Origin of the sequence: Streptomyces sp. NPDC097617 (assembly GCF_044761485.1) — a bacterium.
GTDB lineage: Bacteria > Actinomycetota > Actinomycetes > Streptomycetales > Streptomycetaceae > Streptomyces.
In genome coordinates this window covers 434,306-453,209 of record NZ_JBIWCL010000002.1, presented here as the reverse complement: position 1 = coordinate 453,209, position 18,904 = coordinate 434,306, and the positions used below count along the sequence as shown (strand labels likewise).

Annotated in this window: 18 protein-coding genes and 1 riboswitch; of the genes, 7 read left to right on the top strand and 11 right to left on the bottom strand. The window is 72.7% G+C overall.

The genetic code is table 11. The features are described 5' to 3' along the window. Window positions 1–68 precede the first annotated feature (68 nt). The 6 genes from ACIQZO_RS05340 to recQ all read right to left on the bottom strand — a co-directional run bounded on the left by ACIQZO_RS05340 (window position 69) and on the right by recQ (window position 9,464). Complete coding sequence (locus tag ACIQZO_RS05340) at window positions 69–635, bottom strand: TetR/AcrR family transcriptional regulator (RefSeq protein ID WP_403620396.1); 567 nt, start codon at window positions 633–635, stop codon at window positions 69–71. Between the two features lie 31 nt (window positions 636–666). After that, entirely contained in the window at window positions 667–3,465 is a 2,799-nt protein-coding gene (locus ACIQZO_RS05335; RefSeq protein WP_403620907.1) for an NHLP bacteriocin export ABC transporter permease/ATPase subunit, read from the bottom strand. 130 nt (window positions 3,466–3,595) lie between these two features. Continuing rightward, window positions 3,596–5,848 (bottom strand): NHLP family bacteriocin export ABC transporter peptidase/permease/ATPase subunit, encoded by a 2,253-nt coding sequence (locus tag ACIQZO_RS05330; RefSeq protein ID WP_403620393.1) that lies wholly within the window; start codon window positions 5,846–5,848, stop codon window positions 3,596–3,598. Further along, entirely contained in the window at window positions 5,845–6,651 is an 807-nt protein-coding gene (locus tag ACIQZO_RS05325; protein ID WP_403620390.1) for a hypothetical protein, read from the bottom strand. Before ACIQZO_RS05325 ends, ACIQZO_RS05330 begins: the two co-directional genes overlap by 4 nt. Window positions 6,652–6,753: 102 nt before the next feature. Continuing rightward, a complete protein-coding gene (locus tag ACIQZO_RS05320) occupies window positions 6,754–6,993 on the bottom strand; it encodes a hypothetical protein (protein ID WP_403620387.1) in 240 nt (79 codons plus the stop codon). 473 nt (window positions 6,994–7,466) lie between these two features. Next, the gene (recQ, locus tag ACIQZO_RS05315; protein WP_403620384.1) at window positions 7,467–9,464 is read right to left on the bottom strand and encodes a DNA helicase RecQ; all 1,998 of its coding nucleotides are present in this window, start codon (window positions 9,462–9,464) and stop codon (window positions 7,467–7,469) included. A gap of 185 nt (window positions 9,465–9,649) precedes the next feature. On the opposite strand from recQ, the gene ACIQZO_RS05310 reads away from it, so the two are divergent. Beyond that, window positions 9,650–10,336: an esterase/lipase family protein gene (locus ACIQZO_RS05310; RefSeq protein ID WP_403620381.1), complete on the top strand. Its 687-nt coding sequence runs from the start codon at window positions 9,650–9,652 to the stop codon at window positions 10,334–10,336. A gap of 4 nt (window positions 10,337–10,340) precedes the next feature. Here the strand turns inward: ACIQZO_RS05310 and ACIQZO_RS05305 are convergent, their stop codons facing one another. Both ACIQZO_RS05305 and ACIQZO_RS05300 read right to left on the bottom strand, forming a co-directional pair. Beyond that, window positions 10,341–10,793, bottom strand: a complete 453-nt coding sequence (locus ACIQZO_RS05305; protein WP_403620378.1) for a hypothetical protein — start codon at window positions 10,791–10,793, stop codon at window positions 10,341–10,343. Beyond that, the gene (locus ACIQZO_RS05300) at window positions 10,786–11,235 is read right to left on the bottom strand and encodes an Ohr family peroxiredoxin (protein WP_403620376.1); all 450 of its coding nucleotides are present in this window, start codon (window positions 11,233–11,235) and stop codon (window positions 10,786–10,788) included. The genes ACIQZO_RS05305 and ACIQZO_RS05300 overlap by 8 nt, the downstream gene beginning before the upstream one ends. An 81-nt stretch (window positions 11,236–11,316) precedes the next feature. Beyond that, window positions 11,317–11,379: riboswitch (guanidine-III (ykkC-III) riboswitch) on the bottom strand. A gap of 208 nt (window positions 11,380–11,587) precedes the next feature. Here ACIQZO_RS05300 and ACIQZO_RS05295 point away from each other — a divergent pair. From ACIQZO_RS05295 to ACIQZO_RS05275, 5 genes are all read left to right on the top strand, one after another. Beyond that, entirely contained in the window at window positions 11,588–13,315 is a 1,728-nt protein-coding gene (locus ACIQZO_RS05295) for a diacylglycerol kinase family protein (RefSeq protein ID WP_403620373.1), read from the top strand. After that, a complete protein-coding gene (locus tag ACIQZO_RS05290) occupies window positions 13,269–14,225 on the top strand; it encodes a YihY/virulence factor BrkB family protein (protein WP_403620370.1) in 957 nt (318 codons plus the stop codon). The genes ACIQZO_RS05295 and ACIQZO_RS05290 overlap by 47 nt, the downstream gene beginning before the upstream one ends. Before the next feature lie 69 nt (window positions 14,226–14,294). Beyond that, window positions 14,295–15,143, top strand: coding sequence for a phosphatase PAP2 family protein (locus tag ACIQZO_RS05285; protein ID WP_403620367.1), 849 nt, complete (start codon window positions 14,295–14,297; stop codon window positions 15,141–15,143). 92 nt (window positions 15,144–15,235) lie between these two features. Beyond that, complete coding sequence (locus ACIQZO_RS05280) at window positions 15,236–15,706, top strand: Dps family protein (protein WP_403620364.1); 471 nt, start codon at window positions 15,236–15,238, stop codon at window positions 15,704–15,706. A gap of 245 nt (window positions 15,707–15,951) precedes the next feature. Next, window positions 15,952–16,383 (top strand): helix-turn-helix transcriptional regulator, encoded by a 432-nt coding sequence (locus tag ACIQZO_RS05275; protein WP_403620361.1) that lies wholly within the window; start codon window positions 15,952–15,954, stop codon window positions 16,381–16,383. Between the two features lie 25 nt (window positions 16,384–16,408). On the opposite strand, the gene ACIQZO_RS05270 is transcribed toward ACIQZO_RS05275, so the two are convergent. The 3 genes from ACIQZO_RS05270 to ACIQZO_RS05260 form a co-directional block, all read right to left on the bottom strand. Then, window positions 16,409–16,789: a hypothetical protein gene (locus tag ACIQZO_RS05270; RefSeq protein WP_403620358.1), complete on the bottom strand. Its 381-nt coding sequence runs from the start codon at window positions 16,787–16,789 to the stop codon at window positions 16,409–16,411. Further along, on the bottom strand, window positions 16,786–17,025 hold the full coding sequence (locus tag ACIQZO_RS05265) for a hypothetical protein (protein ID WP_403620355.1): 240 nt from the start codon (window positions 17,023–17,025) through the stop codon (window positions 16,786–16,788). The genes ACIQZO_RS05270 and ACIQZO_RS05265 overlap by 4 nt, the downstream gene beginning before the upstream one ends. 224 nt (window positions 17,026–17,249) lie before the next feature. Continuing rightward, window positions 17,250–17,477, bottom strand: coding sequence for a hypothetical protein (locus ACIQZO_RS05260; protein ID WP_403620352.1), 228 nt, complete (start codon window positions 17,475–17,477; stop codon window positions 17,250–17,252). A gap of 178 nt (window positions 17,478–17,655) precedes the next feature. On the opposite strand from ACIQZO_RS05260, the gene ACIQZO_RS05255 reads away from it, so the two are divergent. Beyond that, window positions 17,656–18,903, top strand: coding sequence for a Twin-arginine translocation pathway signal (locus tag ACIQZO_RS05255; RefSeq protein WP_403620349.1), 1,248 nt, complete (start codon window positions 17,656–17,658; stop codon window positions 18,901–18,903). Window position 18,904: the final 1 nt, after the last annotated feature.

The following is an 18,904-nucleotide window of genomic DNA, read 5'->3' as shown; positions in this document are numbered from 1 at the left end:
TTGACCACTCACTCTTTGCGCCAAAGAAAAGACGGAGCCGTGTGCCCCGCCGCCGGTCGGACGTGACGTCAGAAGTGCTTGATGCCCGCGGTCAGGGTGCGGGTCCAGGGGGCGTCGACCTCGTCGGCGCCCATGGAGACGATGAGGTGGCACAGCATGCCGCGTGCGAAGAACTCCTGGACCTGGACCTCGGCGGCGCCCGAGGCGCCGCGGACGTACTCCACCAGCCGGGCGTAGCCCTGCCGGACCGCCTCGCGGACGGCCGGCTCGGAGACGGCCGCGGCCTGGGCGTGCAGCTGGATCAGCATCAGGTCGTTGTTGCTGATCAGCAGCGCGTACGCATCCCCCATGGCCCCCAGCACCGCCTGGGGGGAGCTGCCCCGGACCTCGGTCGCCGCCTGCTCCAGTGCGGACCGGACCTGTACGAAGCAGTACTCGACCACCGCCGTGAACAGCAGTTCCTTGTTCGGGAACAAACGGTAGACGTACGCCTGCGAGATGCCGGCCGCCTTCGCCACCTCGGTCGTCGTGGTGCCCCAGTAGCCACGAGCCGCGAAGGCGCCGATGGCGGTGCGCAGCACCGTCTCGCGGCGCTCCTCGGCGGTGGACAGCTGGCGAGGTCGTTCGTTCTTCATGTGAGTACTCAACCACTCACACTTTCATGTGTCAACGCAGTTGCCGGCGGACCAGACCGTGGAAGAGGCCCTCGGTGTCGGCGAGCAGCTCGGCGGGCGGCCCCTGCTGGACGATCCGGCCCTGCGACATCACGATCACGCGGTCGGCGTCCATGACCGTGGTGAGGCGGTGGGCGATCACGACGCGGGTGGTCCGCAGGGCGCGCGTGGATTCGATGACCACCCGCTGGGCCTCGTTGTCCAGCGCACTGGTGGCCTCGTCGAGGAACAGGATCCGCGGCTTGCGGATGAGGGCCTGGGCGATCATCAGCCGCTGGCGCTGGCCGCCCGAGACGGTGCCGCCGCCGTCGGAGAGGATGGTGTGCATGCCCATCGGCATGGCCTTGATGTCCTCGGCCAGGCCCGCCATCGCGGCCGCCTCCCACGCCTCGTCGAGCGAGAACGTCCCCGCGCCGCAGATGCAGTCGAGGATCGAGCCGGTGAGGGGCTGGGCGTTCTGCAGCACCACGCCGCACTGGCGGCGTACGGCCGCCCGGTCGAGAGCCGCCAGGTCCTGGCCGTCGTAGAGCACGCTGCCCGAGACGGGCCTGTCGAAGCCGATGAGCAGCCGCAGCAGGGTCGACTTGCCGCAGCCACTGGCCCCGACGATCGCGACGAACTCGCCCGGTCCGATCCGGAGGCTGATGTCGTCGAGTACGAGCGGGCCGTCGTCGGCGTAGCGGTAGGACAGGTTCTTGGCCTCGATGGCACCGGTCAGCTCTCCCGGGCGGGTACTGGAGCGCTCCACCTCGGGGATCTCCCGCAGCAGCGGCCGGATCTGCTCGAACATCGGCAGTACCGCGGCGGCCGAGATGAGCGCCCCGGTCACCTGGGTCACCGATGACAGCAGCATCGTCAGCGCGGTGCTGAAGGTGAGGAACTCGCTGGCGGACATGGCGCCGCGCGCCGGACCGGCCAGCAGCACGAACATCACCAGCGTGCACAGCGGCAGGTAGACGGCGCCGAGGACCGTGATGACGTTCTGCGTCCGGCCGATGCGCTGATGCAGGTCGCGGGTCCGGGCGAACTCCGTTGCCCAGGCGGCGTACGCGAAGCTCTCGGCCGCGGCGACCCGGAGCTTGGGCAGGCCCCGCAGCGTCTGGAAGGCCTGGTTGCCCAGCCGGTGCCCGAGCGTGTTCAGCCGGCGCTCGTACCGCAACTGCCACAGCCCCAGGCCGAGGAAGATCCCCGCGATGACGAGCAGCATGGCCAGGGCCGCCATCGCCAGCGGCACGCTGTGGACGAACAGCAGTACGAAGCTCACCGCGCCGACCGCGCCCGCCTGCACGCAGACCGGGCCGATGCCGGACAGCACGCGGCGGATGGCGCTGACGCCCATCGCGGCGCCGGCCAGTTCGCCGGTGGAGCGACCGGCGAAGAACTTCGCGGGCAGCCGGAGCAGCCGGTCCCACACGGCCGGTTGCAAGGTGGCCTCGATGCGGCCCTCCATCCGTAGCAGGGAGGTGTTCTGCAGCAGCATGAAGACGGCCGCGAGCACGGCGGTCGCGATCAGCGCCACCCCGCACTGCACGATGAGGCCGGTTTCGCCCTGCGGGACGTACCGGCCGAGGACCTGACCGGTGGCGACCGGCACCAGTGCGCCCAGCACCACCGCGACCAGCCCGCCTAGCATCAGGCTGCGCAGCTCCGGCAGGGTGCCGCGCACGCTGAAGCGGAGCAGCGCCGGCAGGCCCACCCGCCCGTCGGGCAGGGGGCGGTACAGCATGACGGCCCGCGGTTCGAAGGCTTCCGCCCTGCTCTTCCCGACGCGCTCGCGCGTGCCCGCGGCGGGGTCGACCGCCTCGTAGCCGCCGCGCCTCCACAGCAGGGCGACCGGTGCGCCGTCCTTCGCGCGCCGGCCCACCAGCGGGCCGGAGTTCTCCCGCCACCAGTGCCCGCCGAGCCCGACCGCGCGGGTGCGGATCCGCGAGGCGAGCGCGATGCGTTCGACGGGATCCAACTGCTCGGAGGCGGCGTCGGCCCCGCTCGGCGAGGTCAGGGTGATGCGGGCCGCGGCCGCGACCACGCGGCACGCGGCGAAGGTCGCGTCGACGCCGGCGCCGCGGTGGGGATCGCGGCCACCGGCGCGGACGATGGACGCCAGCAGCGTCCGGTCGGCCTGGGTACGGGCCGTCCGGCCCGCCTCGATCCCGGCCGCCGTGCGGTCCTCGTGGGTGCGCTCCAGCGCTTCGATCCAGCCGTCCAGGGCGTACAGCAGCCGGTACTGCTGGTCGACCATGCCCTGCCACATCTCCGCGTCGACGAGGAGGGTGCCCACCGCCTCCGCCTCGTACACGGCGCCGTACTGCACGCTGCCGGGGGTGATCCGCATCCACAGGATGTCGTCGTCGGCCCCGCCGTGCCCGGTGGGGGCGGCGCCGTCCAGCGGCGCCTCGTAGAGCACGCGCAGACCGCGGCCGATCCCGCGCGCGAAGGCGTCCTCCAGCGGGCTGGGCAGGCCTGCGGCGGCGAAGTGCCCTTCGTCGGCGTACCACGGTCCGCCGTGGAACCGGTCGGCGTACCGCGGGTCCTGGGGGTGCTGCGGGTACGGCGCGTCCTGCGGGCGGGCGAGTTCCCGCAACCCGATACGGCGCAGCCGGCACCCCTGCAGGGGTCGGCCGACCAAGGTGTGCCCGGGGCCCTCGGCGGGTCCGAGCAGCAGCGTGCCCGGCTCCAGCCGGCCCAGGAAGTGCCAGTGTCCGGCCTGCGTGGCGTCCACGGCGAACAGGTCCAACTCGCCCTCGACGACCAGCCACAGGACGAGCGGGCCCTCCAGGGACAGGCTGCGCATGCCCGTGCAGTCGACCGGCGAGCCCAGCCCGCCCAGCGCCTCGACGACGGGGTCCGGGCCCCGGTCCCACGGGCCGGCGGCGGCAGCGGCGCCGGTGGTGGTGGTGGTGGTGCGGTGCGTGTACGTCACCTCAGTGCTCCTTGACCAGTGCGGCGTACGGGCCCCGCGCGGCGACCAGTTGCTCGTGCCGTCCCCGCTCCACGACCGTGCCCCGGTCGAGCACGAGGATCTCGTCGCTGTCGCGCACCGTGCTCAGCCGGTGGGCGATGACCACGCAGGCGCAGCCCCGGCGGCGCAGGTTCTCGATGATGACCTGCTCGGTCACCGCGTCCAGGGCGCTGGTCACTTCGTCGAGCACCATGACGCTGGGGCGGCGCACCAGCGCCCGCGCGATCTCCAGGCGCTGTCGCTGGCCGCCGGAGAAGTTGCGGCCGTCCTGCTCGACGCGGCTGTGGATGCCCCCGGGGCGGCGGGCGACCACCTCGTGCACGGCGGCGTCCTCGAGGGCGGCGATCACGGCCTCGTCCGGGATGGAAGGGTCCCAGAGCGTGACGTTGTCGCGGACGGTGCCCTCGAAGAGGAAGACGTCCTGGTCGACGAAGGAGACGGAGGCGGCCAGCGCCCCGCGCGGGATGTCCTCCAGCCGCATCCCGTCGATGCGGATGGCCCCGGCCCAGGGGGTGTGGAGGCCGGAGATCAACCGGGAGACGGTGGACTTGCCGCTGCCCGAGCCGCCGACGAGAGCGACCTGCTGCCCGGGTCCGACCGCGAGCGAGAAGTCCTTGAGCAGCGGGGCGTCCAGCGGGTTGTAGCCGAAGGTGATGGCGTCCAGCTCCACATGGCCCTTGAGGCGCCGGGTGGAAGCCGCGGGCTCGCGCCGCGAGTAGACCCGGTCGACCGGGAAGTTCTCGACATCGCCCAGGCGGGCGACGTCGGCCGCGAAGTCCTGGATCCTGCCGGCGACGCCGCCCAGCCGGGAGATCGGGGCGGTGAAGCTGGTCACCAGGGCCTGGAAGGCGACGAGCAGACCCACGGTGAGGTGGCCCTCCACGGCCCGCAGGCCGCCGATCGTCAGGATCAGCGCGCTGTTGAACGCCGCCAGCGTGGGCGCGACGATCGCCAGCCACGCGCTGGGCACGCCGAGCCGCTGCTGGACGTCGAGGGTGACCGCGTGCTGTCCGGCCCAGCGGCGGAAGAAGCCGTTCTCGCCGCCCGTCGCCTTCATCGTCTCGATGAGCTGGAGACCGCTGTACGAGGTGTTGGTCAGCCGGGCGCTCTCGGCGCGCAGCTTCTGGGTGCCGGTGGCCCGCAGCCGGATCGCGATCCGCAGGGCGATCACGTTGAGCAGCGCCACGGCCACGCCGACCAGGGTGAGCTGCGGATCGTAGGTCCACAGCAGGACGGCGTAGAGCACGACGACGACGGCGTCCACGCCCGCGGCGGACAGGTCCCGGGCGAGGGTCTCGGCGACCGCGTCGTTGGACTGCAGGCGCTGGACCAGGTCGGCCGGGTTGCGCTGGGAGTAGAAGGTGACCGGAAGTCTGAGCAGGTGCCGGAAGAAGCGGGCGCTGCCCAGGGTCGAGGAGATGATGCGCCCGCGCAGCAGGTTGGCGTGCAGCAGGGCCGTGAGCGTCGCGGTGAGTACGAGGGCGACGGCCATCGCGGCGAACAGCGCACCCAGCAGGGAGGTCTGCTCGCCGATGAGGAACATGTCGATGTACGTACGGCTCAGGGCGGGCACCGTCGCGCCGACGGCGACCAGGAGGAGGCTGGCGACCACGGCGGCGGCCATGGTGCCCGAGGTGCCCCGCAGACGGGCCGGCATGGCTCCCAGGACGCCCGGCCTGCGGCCGCCGCGGCGGAACTCGTCGCCGGGCTCGAAGGTGAGGACGACCCCGGTGAAGCTGGTGTCGAACTCGTCCATGGGGACGAACCGGCGGCCCTTGGCGGGGTCGTTGATGTACACGCCCGCGCGGCCGAGCCGGCGTGCCGTGCCGTCGTAGACGACGTAGTGGTTGAACTCCCAGAACAGCACGGCCGGGGCGCGCACCTCGGCGAGCGCGGCCAGGTCCATCTGCATGCCCTTGGCCTTCAGCCCGTACCCGCGGGCGGCCTTGAGGAGGTTGCTGGCGCGGGAGCCGTCGCGGGAGACGCCGCACGCGATGCGCAGCTCTTCGAGCGGGACGAAGCGGCCGTAGTGGCCGAGCACCATGGCCAGCGCCGCGGCGCCGCACTCCACCTCCTCCATCTGCAGCACGGTGGGGGTGCGTACGGGGCGGGGCGTCCTGCCCCTGGGGGCGGGCGCGGACCGGCGGCGGGAGCCGCCCTTCGGCTCGGGGCGGTGGCGCCGGCGCCCGGCGGGAGGCAGGTGCGGCGCGGTCACGGCAGCAGCCAGTCGACCGGGCGCCGTGCGGAGAGGTGGAGGGCGCCGGTGACCGGCGTCCTGGAGTCGACGGCGTACGGGGGTCCGTCCGCAGAGGACCACCGGTAGCCGGAGGGGGTGGAGGAGGAGCGCTCGAGCCGGACGACCACGGCCACCGGGCTGCCCTGGCGGGAGAACTGCTCGGCGAGCCCGCTGTCGCCGAGGAACCCGCCGATCTGCGCCTGTGTCAGGGGTGCGCGCCCGACCGCCTCGACGCGGCCGCGGAGCGTGCCGAACTGCCGGCGCGGTACGGACTGGAGGCTGAGGTCGACCGGGGCGCCCACGGGGATCGCCGCGCCGCTGCCACCGGGTACGTACAGCACGGCCACCAGCGGGTCCTGCGGATCCTTCACGCGTTCCACGGTCGCCACGTCGGCGCCGGTGGCGATGACCGCGCCCACCTTGGCCACCACGGTCGTGACCCGGCCTCCGGTCACCAGGCGCACGGGGCGCTCGCCCTGCTCCGTACGGACGTTCAGCAGGGGCGCACCGGCGGCCAGCAATTGGCCCTCCTGGGCCAGGACTTCGGTCACCTGTCCCGCGATCGGGGTCTGCAGCACGTAGCTTCCCTCGGCCCGGGTGAGGATTCCGGACGCGCTCAGCTTGGACGACACGGTGCCGGTGAAGGCCCAGAAGGTCGCGGCCGCCATGACCACGACGGTGACGGCCAGGACGAGTCGACCCTGCGGGCGGGCGAAGCGGACGGGCAGGTCCAATTCCTCGGGCGATTGCAGCTTGGAAAGAGCCTTTTGGCGAAACTGCACGGACTGTTCCCTCAACCGCATTCGTATCGTCGGGCGGACATACGGACGGCCGTGAACCCCGGAGCCGTGGGGGACGCTCCGGGGTTCACGGGTAATTCCCGATCAGAGACCGGCGCGACCGGCGTTCACCGAAACACCGGTGATGCCCGTGACGAGGCCGGGGACGTGGGAGACGATTCCCTGCGCGGCCTGGACGGTGTGGAGGGAGCCCACGACGCCCACAACGTTGCTGACATCGCTGGTCACGGCGCCACCCAGGCCACCGGAGATGCTGATGATGCCGCCGGATACGGCGTCCAGCTCGGTGTCGTCGATCTCACGGGTCTCAAGGTCGTTACGCATGGCGCGCACCTTTCATTGGGGGGAGGAATTCATCGCTGTCGGCCGGCGGCGCGAAACTCGGCCGCCGTTCCTGACTGCTGCGATGCGGATGATGAAAGCACGCGAACGGGCGACCCAGCCAATCCCATTGACTTCCCGTCACGCGCGGACGAGCACCTCTGCCGACGGACGTGCAGCTTGATTCACCGAATGGTGGCGACTTCTTCACAGGATCGAGTAACAGATATGGAGGATGCGTTGCTTACATGGAGCAAACTGTGACAAATCGGCACGAAATTGATGGGGTGTGTGCGGTGCATCGCGGTGCGGGGGAGCCCTGCTGTCGAGATCGCGAACGCGATGTGCAGGTTTCCTGACGGTGCATGGAGTGACGGGTCCCTCACGCCCGGTCGCGCGGCGACCGGCCGCACGTCCCAGTCCCAGGGGCGCGGGGTGCCGCCGGGCCTGTGTCCGGGCCCGGCGGCAGAGGCCGGCTACTGCCAGTCGTCCCAGGGCGGCGGAGCCATCTCCTCCGTATCGAAGGGCGGTTCCTCGTCGTCCGGCGCGGCGGCGGGAGCCGGGGGAGCCGCCGGAGCCGCAGAACCGGCCGGGGGAACCGTGGCAGGGGCCGCGGCCGCGGCGCCGGACTCCGCCAGCGCGCCGAGCACGCCCTCGGCGTACTTCGCGAGCTTGGCCTCGCCGACGCCGCCGATGGTGCCCAGCTCCTCCGCGGACGCGGGCAGCCGCGTCGCGATCTCCCGCAGCGTCGCGTCGTGGAAGACGACGTACGCCGGTACCCCCTGCTCCCGCGCCGTCTCGGCCCGCCAGGCGCGCAGGGCCAGGAAGACCGGTTCGGCCGCGGCCGGCAGGTCGACCGGCACGCGGGCGCCCTTCCCCGAGCGCGATCCGGACTCCTTGCGGGCGGGGCCGGCGGGCGCCTTCTCCTTCCGCATCGAGACGCTGCGGCGTCCGCCCAGTACCTCGCCGCTGTCCTCCGTCAGCACCAGCGTCCCGTACTCGCCCTCCACCGCCAGCAGCCGCTGCGCGAGCAGCTGGCGTACGACGCCCCGCCACTCCGCGGTGCCCAGGTCCGCCCCGATGCCGAACACCGAGAGCGCGTCGTGGTCGAACTGGATGACCTTGGCCGTCTTCTTGCCCTGGAGGATGTCGATGATCTGGCCGGCGCCGAACTTCTGCCGCCGCTCGTTCGCGAGCCGCCACACGGTCGACAGCAGCTTCTGCGAGGCGACCGTGGCGTCCCACGACTCGGCCGGCGTCAGACAGGTGTCGCAGTTGCCGCACGGCACGCCCGACTGCCCGAAGTACTCCAGCAGCCGCACCCGGCGGCAGTCCACCGTCTCGCACAGCGCGAGCATGGCGTCCAGGTGCATGCCGAGGGACCGGCGGTGCGTCTCGTCGCCCTCGGAACCGTCGATGAGCTTGCGCTGCTGCACCACGTCCTGCAGTCCGTACGCCAGCCACGCCGTGGCGGGCTCGCCGTCGCGGCCGGCCCGGCCGGTCTCCTGGTAGTACCCCTCGACCGACTTGGGCAGGTCGAGGTGGGCCACGAAACGCACGTCCGGCTTGTCGATGCCCATGCCGAAGGCGATCGTGGCCACCACCACGACTCCGTCCTCCCGCAGGAAGCGCGCCTGGTTCGCCGCGCGCGTCCGGGCGTCCATACCCGCGTGGTAGGGCACCGCGTCGATGCCCTGCTCCACCAGGGAGGCCGCGGTCTTCTCCACCGAGGCGCGCGAGAGGCAGTAGACGACTCCGGCGTCACCGGCGTGCTCGCTCCGGATCAGCTCCAGCACCTGCTTGAGCGGATTGCTCTTCGCGACGATCCGGTACTGGATGTTCGGCCGGTCGAAGCCCGCGACGAAGTGCCGGGCGTCCTCCAGGCCGAGCCGCGCCATGATCTCGGCGCTGGTGGCCTCGGTGGCCGTCGCGGTCAGCGCGATCCGCGGCACCTTCGGCCAGCGCTCGTGCAGCATCGACAGCGCGAGGTAGTCGGGCCGGAAGTCGTGACCCCACTGGGCGACGCAGTGCGCCTCGTCGATCGCGAAGAGCGAGACCTTGCCGCGGTCGAGCAGCCGCTGCGTGCTCTCGGTGCGCAGGCGCTCGGGGGCCAGGTACAGCAGGTCCAGCTCGTCGGCGAGGAAGGCCTGCTCGACGGCCTGCCGCTCGTACGGATCCTGCGTCGAGTTCAGGAACCCCGCCCGCACCCCGAGGGCGGTCAGCGCGTTCACCTGGTCCTGCATCAGCGCGATGAGCGGGGAGATGACGATGCCCGTGCCTTCTCTGACGAGCGCCGGGATCTGGTAGCAGAGCGACTTGCCGCCGCCGGTCGGCATCAGCACGAGGGCGTCGCCGCCGCCGACGACCTGCTCGATGATCTCCTGCTGCTCACCGCGGAAGGAGCTGTATCCGAACACGCGGTGCAGTACCTGCAGAGCGTCGGAGGTCTCGGGGGAAGCGTGCTGAATTGCCATCCACGAAGCCTATCGACACCCACCGACACCGGCTCCCGTCCGCCCGAACCCGAACCCGAACCCGAACCCGGCCACGGTCGCCGATCGGCCACCGAAACGTCTCCGGTGTGAAGTGCGGGAGCCGGACGGGTGAGCGGGGCGGACACGGGGCCGGGGCCCGTGCGGCGGACCGCTACAAACGGGTCATGTACTCGTACCTGCTGCGCATCGCCGGGGCTGTGGTTCTCTCCCTGGCCGTCTGCGCGACCCCGGCCGCCGCCCGTCCCGCCGCGGTCGCCCAGGCACCGGCCGAACCCGACCCCGTGGTCTTCGTACACGGCTGGAACAGCGACGGTTCGGTCTGGAACACCATGGTCGACCGGTTCCGGGCGGACGGCCGGCCCGCCGACCGCCTGTACCGGTGGACGTACCCCACCTCCCAGTCGAACGCCACGACCGCGTCGCAGCTCGCCGCCACCGTCGACCGCGTCCTCACGGAGACCGGAGCGGCCAGGGTGGACCTCGTCACCCACTCCATGGGCGCCCTGTCGTCCCGCCACTACCTCAAGAACCTGGGCGGCGACGCCGAGGTCGACGCATGGGTCTCCTTGGCGGGCCCCAACCACGGCACCGAAACCGCCCGGCTCTGCGGTCAGGCCTCGTGCGTCGAGATGCGCCCCCGCTCCGCCTTCCTCACCGCGCTCAACGCGGACGACGAAACGCCCGGCGCCACCCGCTACGCCACGTGGTGGTCGCCCTGTGACCTGGTCATCAACCCCGACAGCACGGTTGCGCTCGTCGGCGCGGTGAACACCCGGACTCCGTGTCTGCTGCACTCCGCCTTCCTCGGCGATGCCGGGGTCTACGCACAGGTGCGCGACCACATCGGCTGACCGGTCAGGTCCGCCAGTACGTACCCGCACGGGCATCGACGTGGACGAGGTGCCGGCCGACGCGCACCACGTGGTGGTCCGCGCCGGCCCAGGAGCCGGTGTCGCCCTCGGCGCAGGGCAGCGGGGTCCAGACCTCCAGGAAGGTGCTGCCGTCCGTGTTGGTGCCCCACTCGACGAGGTTCGCGCCCTCCCACCGGAGTCTGCCCGTGTCCTCGCCGGGCTCGCCCGTCAGGTGGTGGAAGTGCACGCGCGAGCCGTCGAAGGAGGTGACGCCGGCGAAGCCCCGGCTGTCGGCGAAGTACGGACCTGCCTGCAGCCACACCACCTCGCGGTCCTCCACCAGGGGCCCGCCGTCGCGGCTGATGCCGCGCCGCAGCCACGCGCCCCGCTCGGGCACCGGGATGCCCGGCCCGTCCGCCGACGGAAGGGCCCCGGGGGCGTCCACCGGCTCAGGCATCGGCGGCAGCGGTGTCGTCCACGGCCAGCAGTGAGAGCTCGATGTTCCCGCGGACCGCCTGCGCGTAGGGGCAGACCGCGTCCGCCCGGTGGAGCAGGGGCAGCAGGTCGGCCGCCCGCCACCCCGGCAGCGAGACCGTCAGGGCGACCGCGAGACCGTAGCCCGCGGGCGTGTCCGTGGTGCCCAGCCGCACCTCGCACGCGACGCGCGCGGCCGAGGCGTCCGCCCCGAACTCGGCCGCGACCTCGGCCAGCGCGGAGGTGAAACAGGCCGCGAACCCGGCCGCGAACAACTGCTCGGGGTTGGTGGTACCGGGCACCTTCTTGCGCGGCGGGGCCAGTCGGACGTCGAGGCGCCCGTCGTCGGTGACCACCGATCCGCTGCGGCCGCCGTCGGCGTGCGCGGTCGTGCGGTAGAGGGTGCGGGTCAGCGGCACGGTCATGAGGTCAGCCCATCTGTGCGACGAGGGAACGCCACCCGGGGCCGGACGGCGCTACGGCGCCTGCCGGGTAGGACGGCGCCGGGCGCGTCGTCGTGCATAACCGGGTACGGCGCATCTCGTCCGGGGCCTGGGGACCGGGCCGCCGCACAATCTAGCAACGGGAGCGGGCCCGTCATGACCGACACCCGCGGTGACCCTCCTCACGGCCGCATCCCCGGCCTCCGGCGCCGACGGGCCGTCCCGGCGCGCGTCAACGTCCCGCCGCGCGTCAACGTCCCGGCGCGCGTCAACGTCCCGGCGCGCGTCAACGGGCCGTGCGCATCATCGGGCCGGGACGGGTCAGACGGGCTCCATGAAGAGAAGACGCGGCGCCGCCGCTCGCCGGGCCCGGCCGCTGCTGCTCCTGCCCGTCCAGGCGGCCGCGCTGATCGCCGTGGGCCGGCTGGTCACCGGGCCGGCCGCGCACCACTGGCCGCTCGCCGCCGAGGACCGGGCGCCCCGGGCCCTGGCGGAGCACCGCGGCGCGCCCGTCCTCACCGTTGCCTCGCAGTGGCTCTCCACGCTCGGAAGCACGCAGGTCGTCGTCGGGCTGACCATTACCGCCGTGCTCGCCCTGCTCCGGCTGCCCCGGGTCGCGCTGCGCCGCGAGGCGCTGTTCCTCGGTGTCGCGGTCGCCGCGCAGTCGGCGGTGTTCGTCACGGTCACGGCGTTCGTGGAACGGCCGCGCCCGGACGTCCCCCGCCTCGACGCCGCCCCGCCCACATCGAGCTTCCCCTCCGGTCACGTCGGAGCCTCGCTGGCGCTCTACGGAGGACTGGCCGTCATCGCGGCCCTGCGACTGCGCGGCCCCTGGCGCCGCGCCGCGATGACCGCCCTCCTGCTGATCCCGGCCGCGGTCGGCCTGGCCCGGGTCTTCCGCGGCATGCACTACCCGAGCGACATCGCGGGCGGCCTCCTCAACGGCGCGGCCACCCTCCTGATCGCGGCTGCGGCCCTCCTGCCCGGCCGCGGCTGCGCACCGGCCCGCCCGCACCTGCCCGCCCAGACGGCCGCCGGCCCCCGAGGCGGGCGAACGGTCCTCATCGTGCGGCACCCGTACGGCTGCCCGGACGAGCTCGCCGAGCGGCTGCGCGCCGTGCTCGCCGGCCACGGCCACGCCCACCGGGAGCAGCGCTGGATCCGCACCACCGCCGAACGGCCCGCGGGCGCCCTCGCCGAGGAGCTCGCCGGCCGCCGCCCCGCCCTGGTGGTGGCCTGCGGCGGCGATGGCACCCAGCGCGCCTGCGCCGAAGTGCTTGCCGGCACCGGGATCCCGCTGGTCGTGGTGCCCTGCGGCACCGGCAACCTCCTCGCCCGGAACCTGGACCTCCCGCTGGACCCGGTCGCCGCCCTCGACGCGTGCCTGGCGGGCGAGAGCCACCCGATCGACGTCGGCCGGGTCCGGGGCGACGGCCTCCCGCCGACCCGGTTCACCGTCATGGTCGGTGCCGGATTCGATGCCGCGATGGTCAAGGACACCTCGCCCCGCCTCAAGTCGCGGCTGGGCTGGGCCGCGTACGTCCTGTCGGCGCTGCGGCACCTGCGCGATCCGAGCGTACGGCTGACGATCCGCGTGGACGGGGTCCGCCCCAGGCGGCGCCGGGCCCGCATGGTCGTCATCGGGAACGTGGGCATCCTCCAGGGCGGCCTGCCCCTGCTGCCGGGCGCCCGCCCGGACAGCGGACGCCTGGACGTGGTGCTGTTCGACCCGCGCGGCCCCGCGGGGTGGCTCGCGGCAGCCGCCCATCTCGTCCTGCGCCTTCCGCGCCGCCACCCCCCGGCCCCGGCGGGCGCGCGCACGGAGGCCGGGGGAGCGCTGGAGTACTTCACCGCGACCCGCGTCGACATCCGCTGCGCGAGCCCCCAGCCCCGCGAACTCGACGGCGACCCGGTCGCCGACGGCACGCGCCTCACCGCCTGGATCGAACCGGGCGCACTGCGCGTCCAGTTGCCGCGGACCGCCGCGGTACGAGAGCCGGATGAGGAGGAACGGCATGGGAACGGCCCGACGCGTACCGCCGCGCCACGGCGTGCACGGTGACGAACTCTCCGGCGACGAGGCCTGGACGGCGCTGCGCCGCTACGGCGGTTGGCGCCTGGCCCGCGACTCCTTCGTCCGCTTCCGCTACGCCGACGGGTTCAGCCACGCCCGCGCGCTCGCCCTGCAGACCGTCCTGTGCCTGGTTCCGCTGGCCATCGCCGCCGTCGGCCTGTCCGGCGTCCTGCACACCGAGGACGCCGGCCGGGTGGTCGAGCTGACCATCCGCCGCCTCACCCCCAGCGGCCCCGGCCGGGCAGTGGTGGACGACGCACTCAGCGGCAGCCGCCGCCGCGCGGGCGACGGCGGCCAACTCGCCCTGTGGCTGGGCCTGCTGTTCGCCGTCGCCAACGTCACCACGGCCCTGTGCCAGGTCGAACGCGGCGCCAACCGGATATACGGCAACGAACGCGACCGGCCGTTCCTCGCCAAGTACGCCCGCGGCCTGGTGATGTCGGTCCTCGCCGGCCTGCCGCTGGGCCTGAGCTTCGTCCTCACCGTGCTCGGCGCCGACCTCACCCGCGCCCTCGCCGAGGTGTACCACCTGGCCCCCGGCACCGTGCGGACCTGGGAGGCCCTGCGCTGGCCCGCGGGTGTCCTGCTCGCCGTCATCGCCACCAGCGCGATCTTCCGGCTCTCCCCGCGGCGCCGGCAGCCCGGATACACCTGGCTGGCCTTCGGCGCCGTCGTGTACCTGGCGCTGTGGAACCTCGCCACCTGGGGGCTGAGCCTGTACGTCGGCGCCAGCGGCTCGTTCACCAGCGTCTACGGGCCGCTCAGCGCGATCGTGTCGCTGCTGCTGTGGTCGTACCTCACCTCGACGGCCCTGTTCCTGGGACTTTCCTTCGCCGCCCAGCTGGAAGCCGTACGCGCCGGAGTGCGCGACCCGGTCCTCCCCGACCCCGGTGTCTGACCGCCGCCGACCGCCCGACCGCAGAAGAGCATGAAGAGCAGAAGAGCAGAAAGAGAGGATGCCGCAGGCATGGCACCACCCACCGGACCCCCCTCCCGCCGCGCGCCGCTGCGCGAGCGGCTGCGCCGCGTGGCGGCGCGCCACGGCGGCCCCGACGCCACCTTCGCCGCCCGGCTGCTCCTCACCACGGCGGCGACCGCCGTGGTGTCCGCCCCCTTCGCCGTCGCCCTGGTCCTCGTCGAGTCCGGGTGGCCTCCCCTGCTCCGCCTGGACCGCGCCACCGCGGAACGGCTGCACGCCGCGGCCCTGGAGAATCCCGGCCGGGTACGCGTCCTCGAATTCCTCACCGGGGTGGTGTGGGACCCGGTGACCCTGCGCGTCCTGGTCGCCCTGCTGGTCATCTGGCTGGCCGTACGCGGGGCCCGGCGGCTGGCGGCCTGGGCCGCCGTCACGGCCGTCGGCAGCGCCCTCGTCGGCTTCCTCGCCAAGATCGCCGTCGAGCGGGCCCGGCCCCACCTCCCCGACCCGGTCGCCCACGCACCCGGCTTCTCCTTCCCCTCCGGGCACGCCATGACGGCCTTCACCTCCAGCGCTGTCCTGCTGCTGGTCCTGCTGCCGCTCGTCCCGCGCGCCTGGCGCCCGCTGCCCTGGGCGCTGGCCGTCCTCACCGTGGTGGGCGTCAGCTACACCCGGGTGGCGCTGGGCGTCCACTGGGTCAGCGATGTCGTCGGAGGCTGGCTCCTGGGGCTGGCCACGGTCACCGCGACGACCCTCGTCTTCGAGGCCTGGCGGGCGGACACCGGGCGGCCCCGGAGCGCCGTCACCGACGGCCTGGAACCCGAGCTCACCGACCCCGAGCCCGAGGCCGCGCCCGGACGGAGGGGACCCCGCCCGCCCGGTGGCCGTCGGCTGGACTGAACGGACCAGCCGTACGGCAGGACTGTTTCGTCCCCGGCATAGCGGGTAGTCGACGTTTCGCCAACAAATATCCCGATATGAATGGAGATCTCGTGTCCGTCGTCAAGAACGCCCTCCCGGAAGCCGATCTGAAGGTCGTCGGAGAAGCGCTGCAGGGCGCTCTGGTCGACCTGGTGGACCTCTCGCTCGTCGCCAAGCAGGTGCACTGGAACGTGGTGGGACCCCGCTTCCGGTCCGTGCACCTCCAGCTCGACGAGGTCGTCACCACGGCGCGCACGCACTCGGACGTCGTCGCCGAGCGTGCCTCCGCCCTCGGCATCACCCCGGACGGCCGGGCCGCGACGGTGGCGTCCGCCACCGCGATCACCGGTGTGCCGGAGGGCTGGATCAAGGACGTGGACGCCGTCCGCATCCTCGTCGACGCCCTCAGCACGGTGATCACCCGGATGCGCGAGCGCGTCCGGTCCACGGACGAGCCCGACCCGGTCACCCAGGACCTCCTGATCGCCCTGACCGGCGAGCTCGAGAAGCACCACTGGATGTTTGCGGCTGAGAGCGTCTGAGCCGGTCAGGGGTTTTCGCCCTGATTGACCTGCGGATACATGCCGATCGTGGCGTGACATGCCGTAACGAGTGGTTCCGCGAACGTACGGAATTTCACCGGAATCCAGGGTGCGACCGCAACGATTCCGGAACGCTCCGCACTCGACCCTCGTGGAGTGATGTTCAAGGGCGCGGCGAGGCCCCGGCCACCCTTCAGGTGGCCGGGGCCTCGCCGCGCGAGAAGCGACCGTTTGGGTACCGACGCATGATCGCTTCGTCTCAGCGTTATCAAGTGCCAGCCCGTCGCACTCCTCTCCCAGCGTGGGCCATCGCCCGTCGTCGCCTCCTCGGAGAGCGCATCGCCGCCACCCGAAAGGAACAGCACATCTCGCAAGATCAGCTCGCGGATCGAATCGGCCGGGAACGACGCAGCATCCAGCGCTACGAGAGCGGTGAGGACACCCGAGGTACACCGACCTCCTCCTCATCGCACACGCACTGGAGGTGTCAGTCGAGGCCCTCGTACAAAAGTGACCCCGGCCGGAGGCAGCCGGCCGGGGTCAAGCGCACGCGGTCCTACAGGTGCCAACCCGAGGGGCCGCGGCGCGTCATAGGGGCCAACTGTGCGCCCCTGGCGCACCTACCCCGTGATTCGAGAGATATCGCAGATGAACAGGCGTGCGTGTTCCGCGGGTAGCCCCGGCCGACGGGCAGCCTCAGGGTCAGCCCGCCATCGCTCCGCACTTGCTGCACACGTACGGGCCCGAGCCGATCGGCTGCTGGTTCTCGTCGACCTCGATGGTCTTGTACATCGTGCCGCCGCAGCCCGGCACCGGGCAGCCCGCGGTCTGGATTACCTGGCCCATGGTGGACTCCATCTCGCTCGTGATCTGACGGTCGGTCGCGCGCTGTTCCTCGGTTCCTCGCCGGCCAGCTGTGATGGCCGCGTCCAGCAGGGCCATCACGTCCGCCGTTCCGGCCTCCCGCGCCGCCACCTGCTCGGCCGACTCCGCCGGGTCCCGCCACGCCCCACACCGACACCACCAGCGGCCGTCGGTCGCGTCGTGCTGATACATCGGGGCGCCGCACTGCCGGCAGTTCACGCATCCTCCATGTGGCCGCACGTTGCGCACACCCATAGATCCCGTTGCCGCCACGAGGTCCGGTGGCATCTATCGCACCCTCGGGTCTGGATGCCGTTCGGGCCGTAGGGCGGGGGGTCGGGAGTGGAGGCGGCGTACTCGACGATGCGGGCTCGGAGCCGGTCGTCGTGGGTGGCGGCCATGCGCAGGAGGCGGGCTACTCGGGAGCGGGCCTCGTCGGCGAAGTCGGTGGTCATCTCGGTCGGCAGGCTAGTCGGTCGGCTCGCCTGCCGGAGAGCCGCGCTGCCCCGGATGGCCCATACGGGGCATCAGGTGATTCCGTATCGGCCACCCAGACGGCAGCCCAGCGTGTGGACCAGGACGCCGCCCTCGGGGCCGCCGATCGGCAGAGGCTTCGCTCCGCATTCGCACGGTCCAGGCGGACGCGTGTCCGCGCGCTGCCAGGTGATCTCGTCCGTCGTCACGAGGCCGGCTCGACGTTCGCGACGGCCGTGGACAGCTCGATGCCGCCGCCGTGCGGGCGGATGTAGGCGATCTCCGCCCACCGGTCCTCGTAGCTCGGGGCGGCGGCAGTGTTCTCGACGACCACGGCCATGAGCGTCCCCTCGGTACCGGACGCAATGTCCCGCACCCGACGCCGGAGAAACGGGTGCGGGACCTCGGTGTTCGCATCGTGCGGGGCGGCCATGCCAGGGCTCCCTCTACCGTCGTCAGCGGGTGGAGTGGCCCATACACCTGCGGAGTTCAGGGCCACACGAGGATGATGGGCTGGCACGCACATGGGCAGATAGGCCATGCCGTGGCCACACGCGGCCACGTAGCGGCCACGGCCGGAGACAGACGCGATGACACCTCACACTGGGCCCATGGGCCACCGAAACGATGCGCTCCGGGCCGCCCGGCTCCGCGCGGGCTGGCGCAGCATGGACGCAGCAGCAGCAGCCCTGAGCGCCCACGGCCGGGCGTTCCTCGGAGACCGGTCGTTCGACGTCGCCCCCCGAACGTGGCGGCGCTGGGAGGGTACGAGTCCCGGCTGGCCCCCCGAGGAGACCGCGATCGTCCTCCACGACTCGCTCGGCCGGTGGCCCGAGGACCTGGGATTCACGCCGCCCGCCGGGTGGATCCGACCCGAGGCACACACAGAGGCAGACGTGAACCGCCGGAACTTCGCCAACGTCACCGCGGCCGCGCTCCTGCCCGGCCCCGTCGCCACCCAGCACGTCGACCCCGCGCTCATCGACTACTTCCAGCAGCAGCTGGAGGGCCACTACTGCGCTGACATGTTCCTCGGGCCGCACGACCTCATCGGCACCGTCAGCGCCCAGTACCAGCTCATCGACAAACTCGTCCGCTCCGCCAAGGGCGAGACCCGGCGCGGGCTCCTGCGCGTCGGCGCCGCCTACGCCGCGCTCGTCGGCTGGCTCTACCAGGACGCCGGCGACCTCGGCGCCGCCACATTCTGGCGGGGGATCACGCAGGAGATAGCGGTACGGTCCCGTGACCCCCACCTCATCGGCTACTCCCTCGTCAACCAGGCCCAGGTCCGGGCCGACCTCGGCGACGGCCACGGCGTCATCGACCTCTGCGAGGCCGCCCTCGACGACGCCGACCTCCTCGTGCCCAAGGTGCGGATCATGGCCATGCAGCAGCAGGCCCACGGCGCCAGCCTCACCGGCGACCGCACCACCGTCGACCAGCTCATCGACACCGCCAACGGGCTCCTCGCCCGCGTCGACGACGACCTGCCCTGGGGCAACGCCTGCCGGCGGACGCCCGGCTACCTGGAGGTGCAGCGTGCCACCTGCTACGGCCGGCTCGGGCTCGGCGCGGAAGCGGACCGGCTGTGGACGCAGGTGCTGGCCGCGGTCCCCGCGACCGCGCGCCGGGACCGCGGCGTCTACCTCGCCCGGCACGCCACCGCGGTGGCCGTTGCCCGGGAGCCCGACCATGCGGTCGAGATCGCGCGGGAGGCGGCGACCATCGCGGCTGAGACCCGGTCGGTCCGGATGCTCCGCGAGCTGCACGCTCTGGAGCGGGCCATGCGTCCGTGGCAGGATGCGCCCGTAGGCCGGGACCTCGCGGAGATCCTGGCGCCCGTCAACGAGGGGGTATGAC

Coding starts and splice junctions, on each gene's coding strand:
- ACIQZO_RS05255 (WP_403620349.1), top strand. CDS start 17,656: ATGGGCCACCGAAACGATGCGCTCCGGGCCGCCCGGCTCCGCGCGGGC.
- ACIQZO_RS05335 (WP_403620907.1), bottom strand. CDS start 3,465: ATGCGCAGCCTGTCCCTGGAGGGCCCGCTCGTCCTGTGGCTGGTCGTC.
- ACIQZO_RS05310 (WP_403620381.1), top strand. CDS start 9,650: ATGTACTCGTACCTGCTGCGCATCGCCGGGGCTGTGGTTCTCTCCCTG.
- ACIQZO_RS05265 (WP_403620355.1), bottom strand. CDS start 17,025: ATGACCACCGACTTCGCCGACGAGGCCCGCTCCCGAGTAGCCCGCCTC.
- ACIQZO_RS05295 (WP_403620373.1), top strand. CDS start 11,588: ATGAAGAGAAGACGCGGCGCCGCCGCTCGCCGGGCCCGGCCGCTGCTG.
- ACIQZO_RS05320 (WP_403620387.1), bottom strand. CDS start 6,993: ATGCGTAACGACCTTGAGACCCGTGAGATCGACGACACCGAGCTGGAC.
- ACIQZO_RS05260 (WP_403620352.1), bottom strand. CDS start 17,477: ATGGCCGCCCCGCACGATGCGAACACCGAGGTCCCGCACCCGTTTCTC.
- ACIQZO_RS05340 (WP_403620396.1), bottom strand. CDS start 635: ATGAAGAACGAACGACCTCGCCAGCTGTCCACCGCCGAGGAGCGCCGC.
- ACIQZO_RS05300 (WP_403620376.1), bottom strand. CDS start 11,235: ATGACCGTGCCGCTGACCCGCACCCTCTACCGCACGACCGCGCACGCC.
- ACIQZO_RS05285 (WP_403620367.1), top strand. CDS start 14,295: ATGGCACCACCCACCGGACCCCCCTCCCGCCGCGCGCCGCTGCGCGAG.
- ACIQZO_RS05275 (WP_403620361.1), top strand. CDS start 15,952: ATGATCGCTTCGTCTCAGCGTTATCAAGTGCCAGCCCGTCGCACTCCT.
- ACIQZO_RS05305 (WP_403620378.1), bottom strand. CDS start 10,793: ATGCCTGAGCCGGTGGACGCCCCCGGGGCCCTTCCGTCGGCGGACGGG.
- ACIQZO_RS05290 (WP_403620370.1), top strand. CDS start 13,269: ATGGGAACGGCCCGACGCGTACCGCCGCGCCACGGCGTGCACGGTGAC.
- recQ (WP_403620384.1), bottom strand. CDS start 9,464: ATGGCAATTCAGCACGCTTCCCCCGAGACCTCCGACGCTCTGCAGGTA.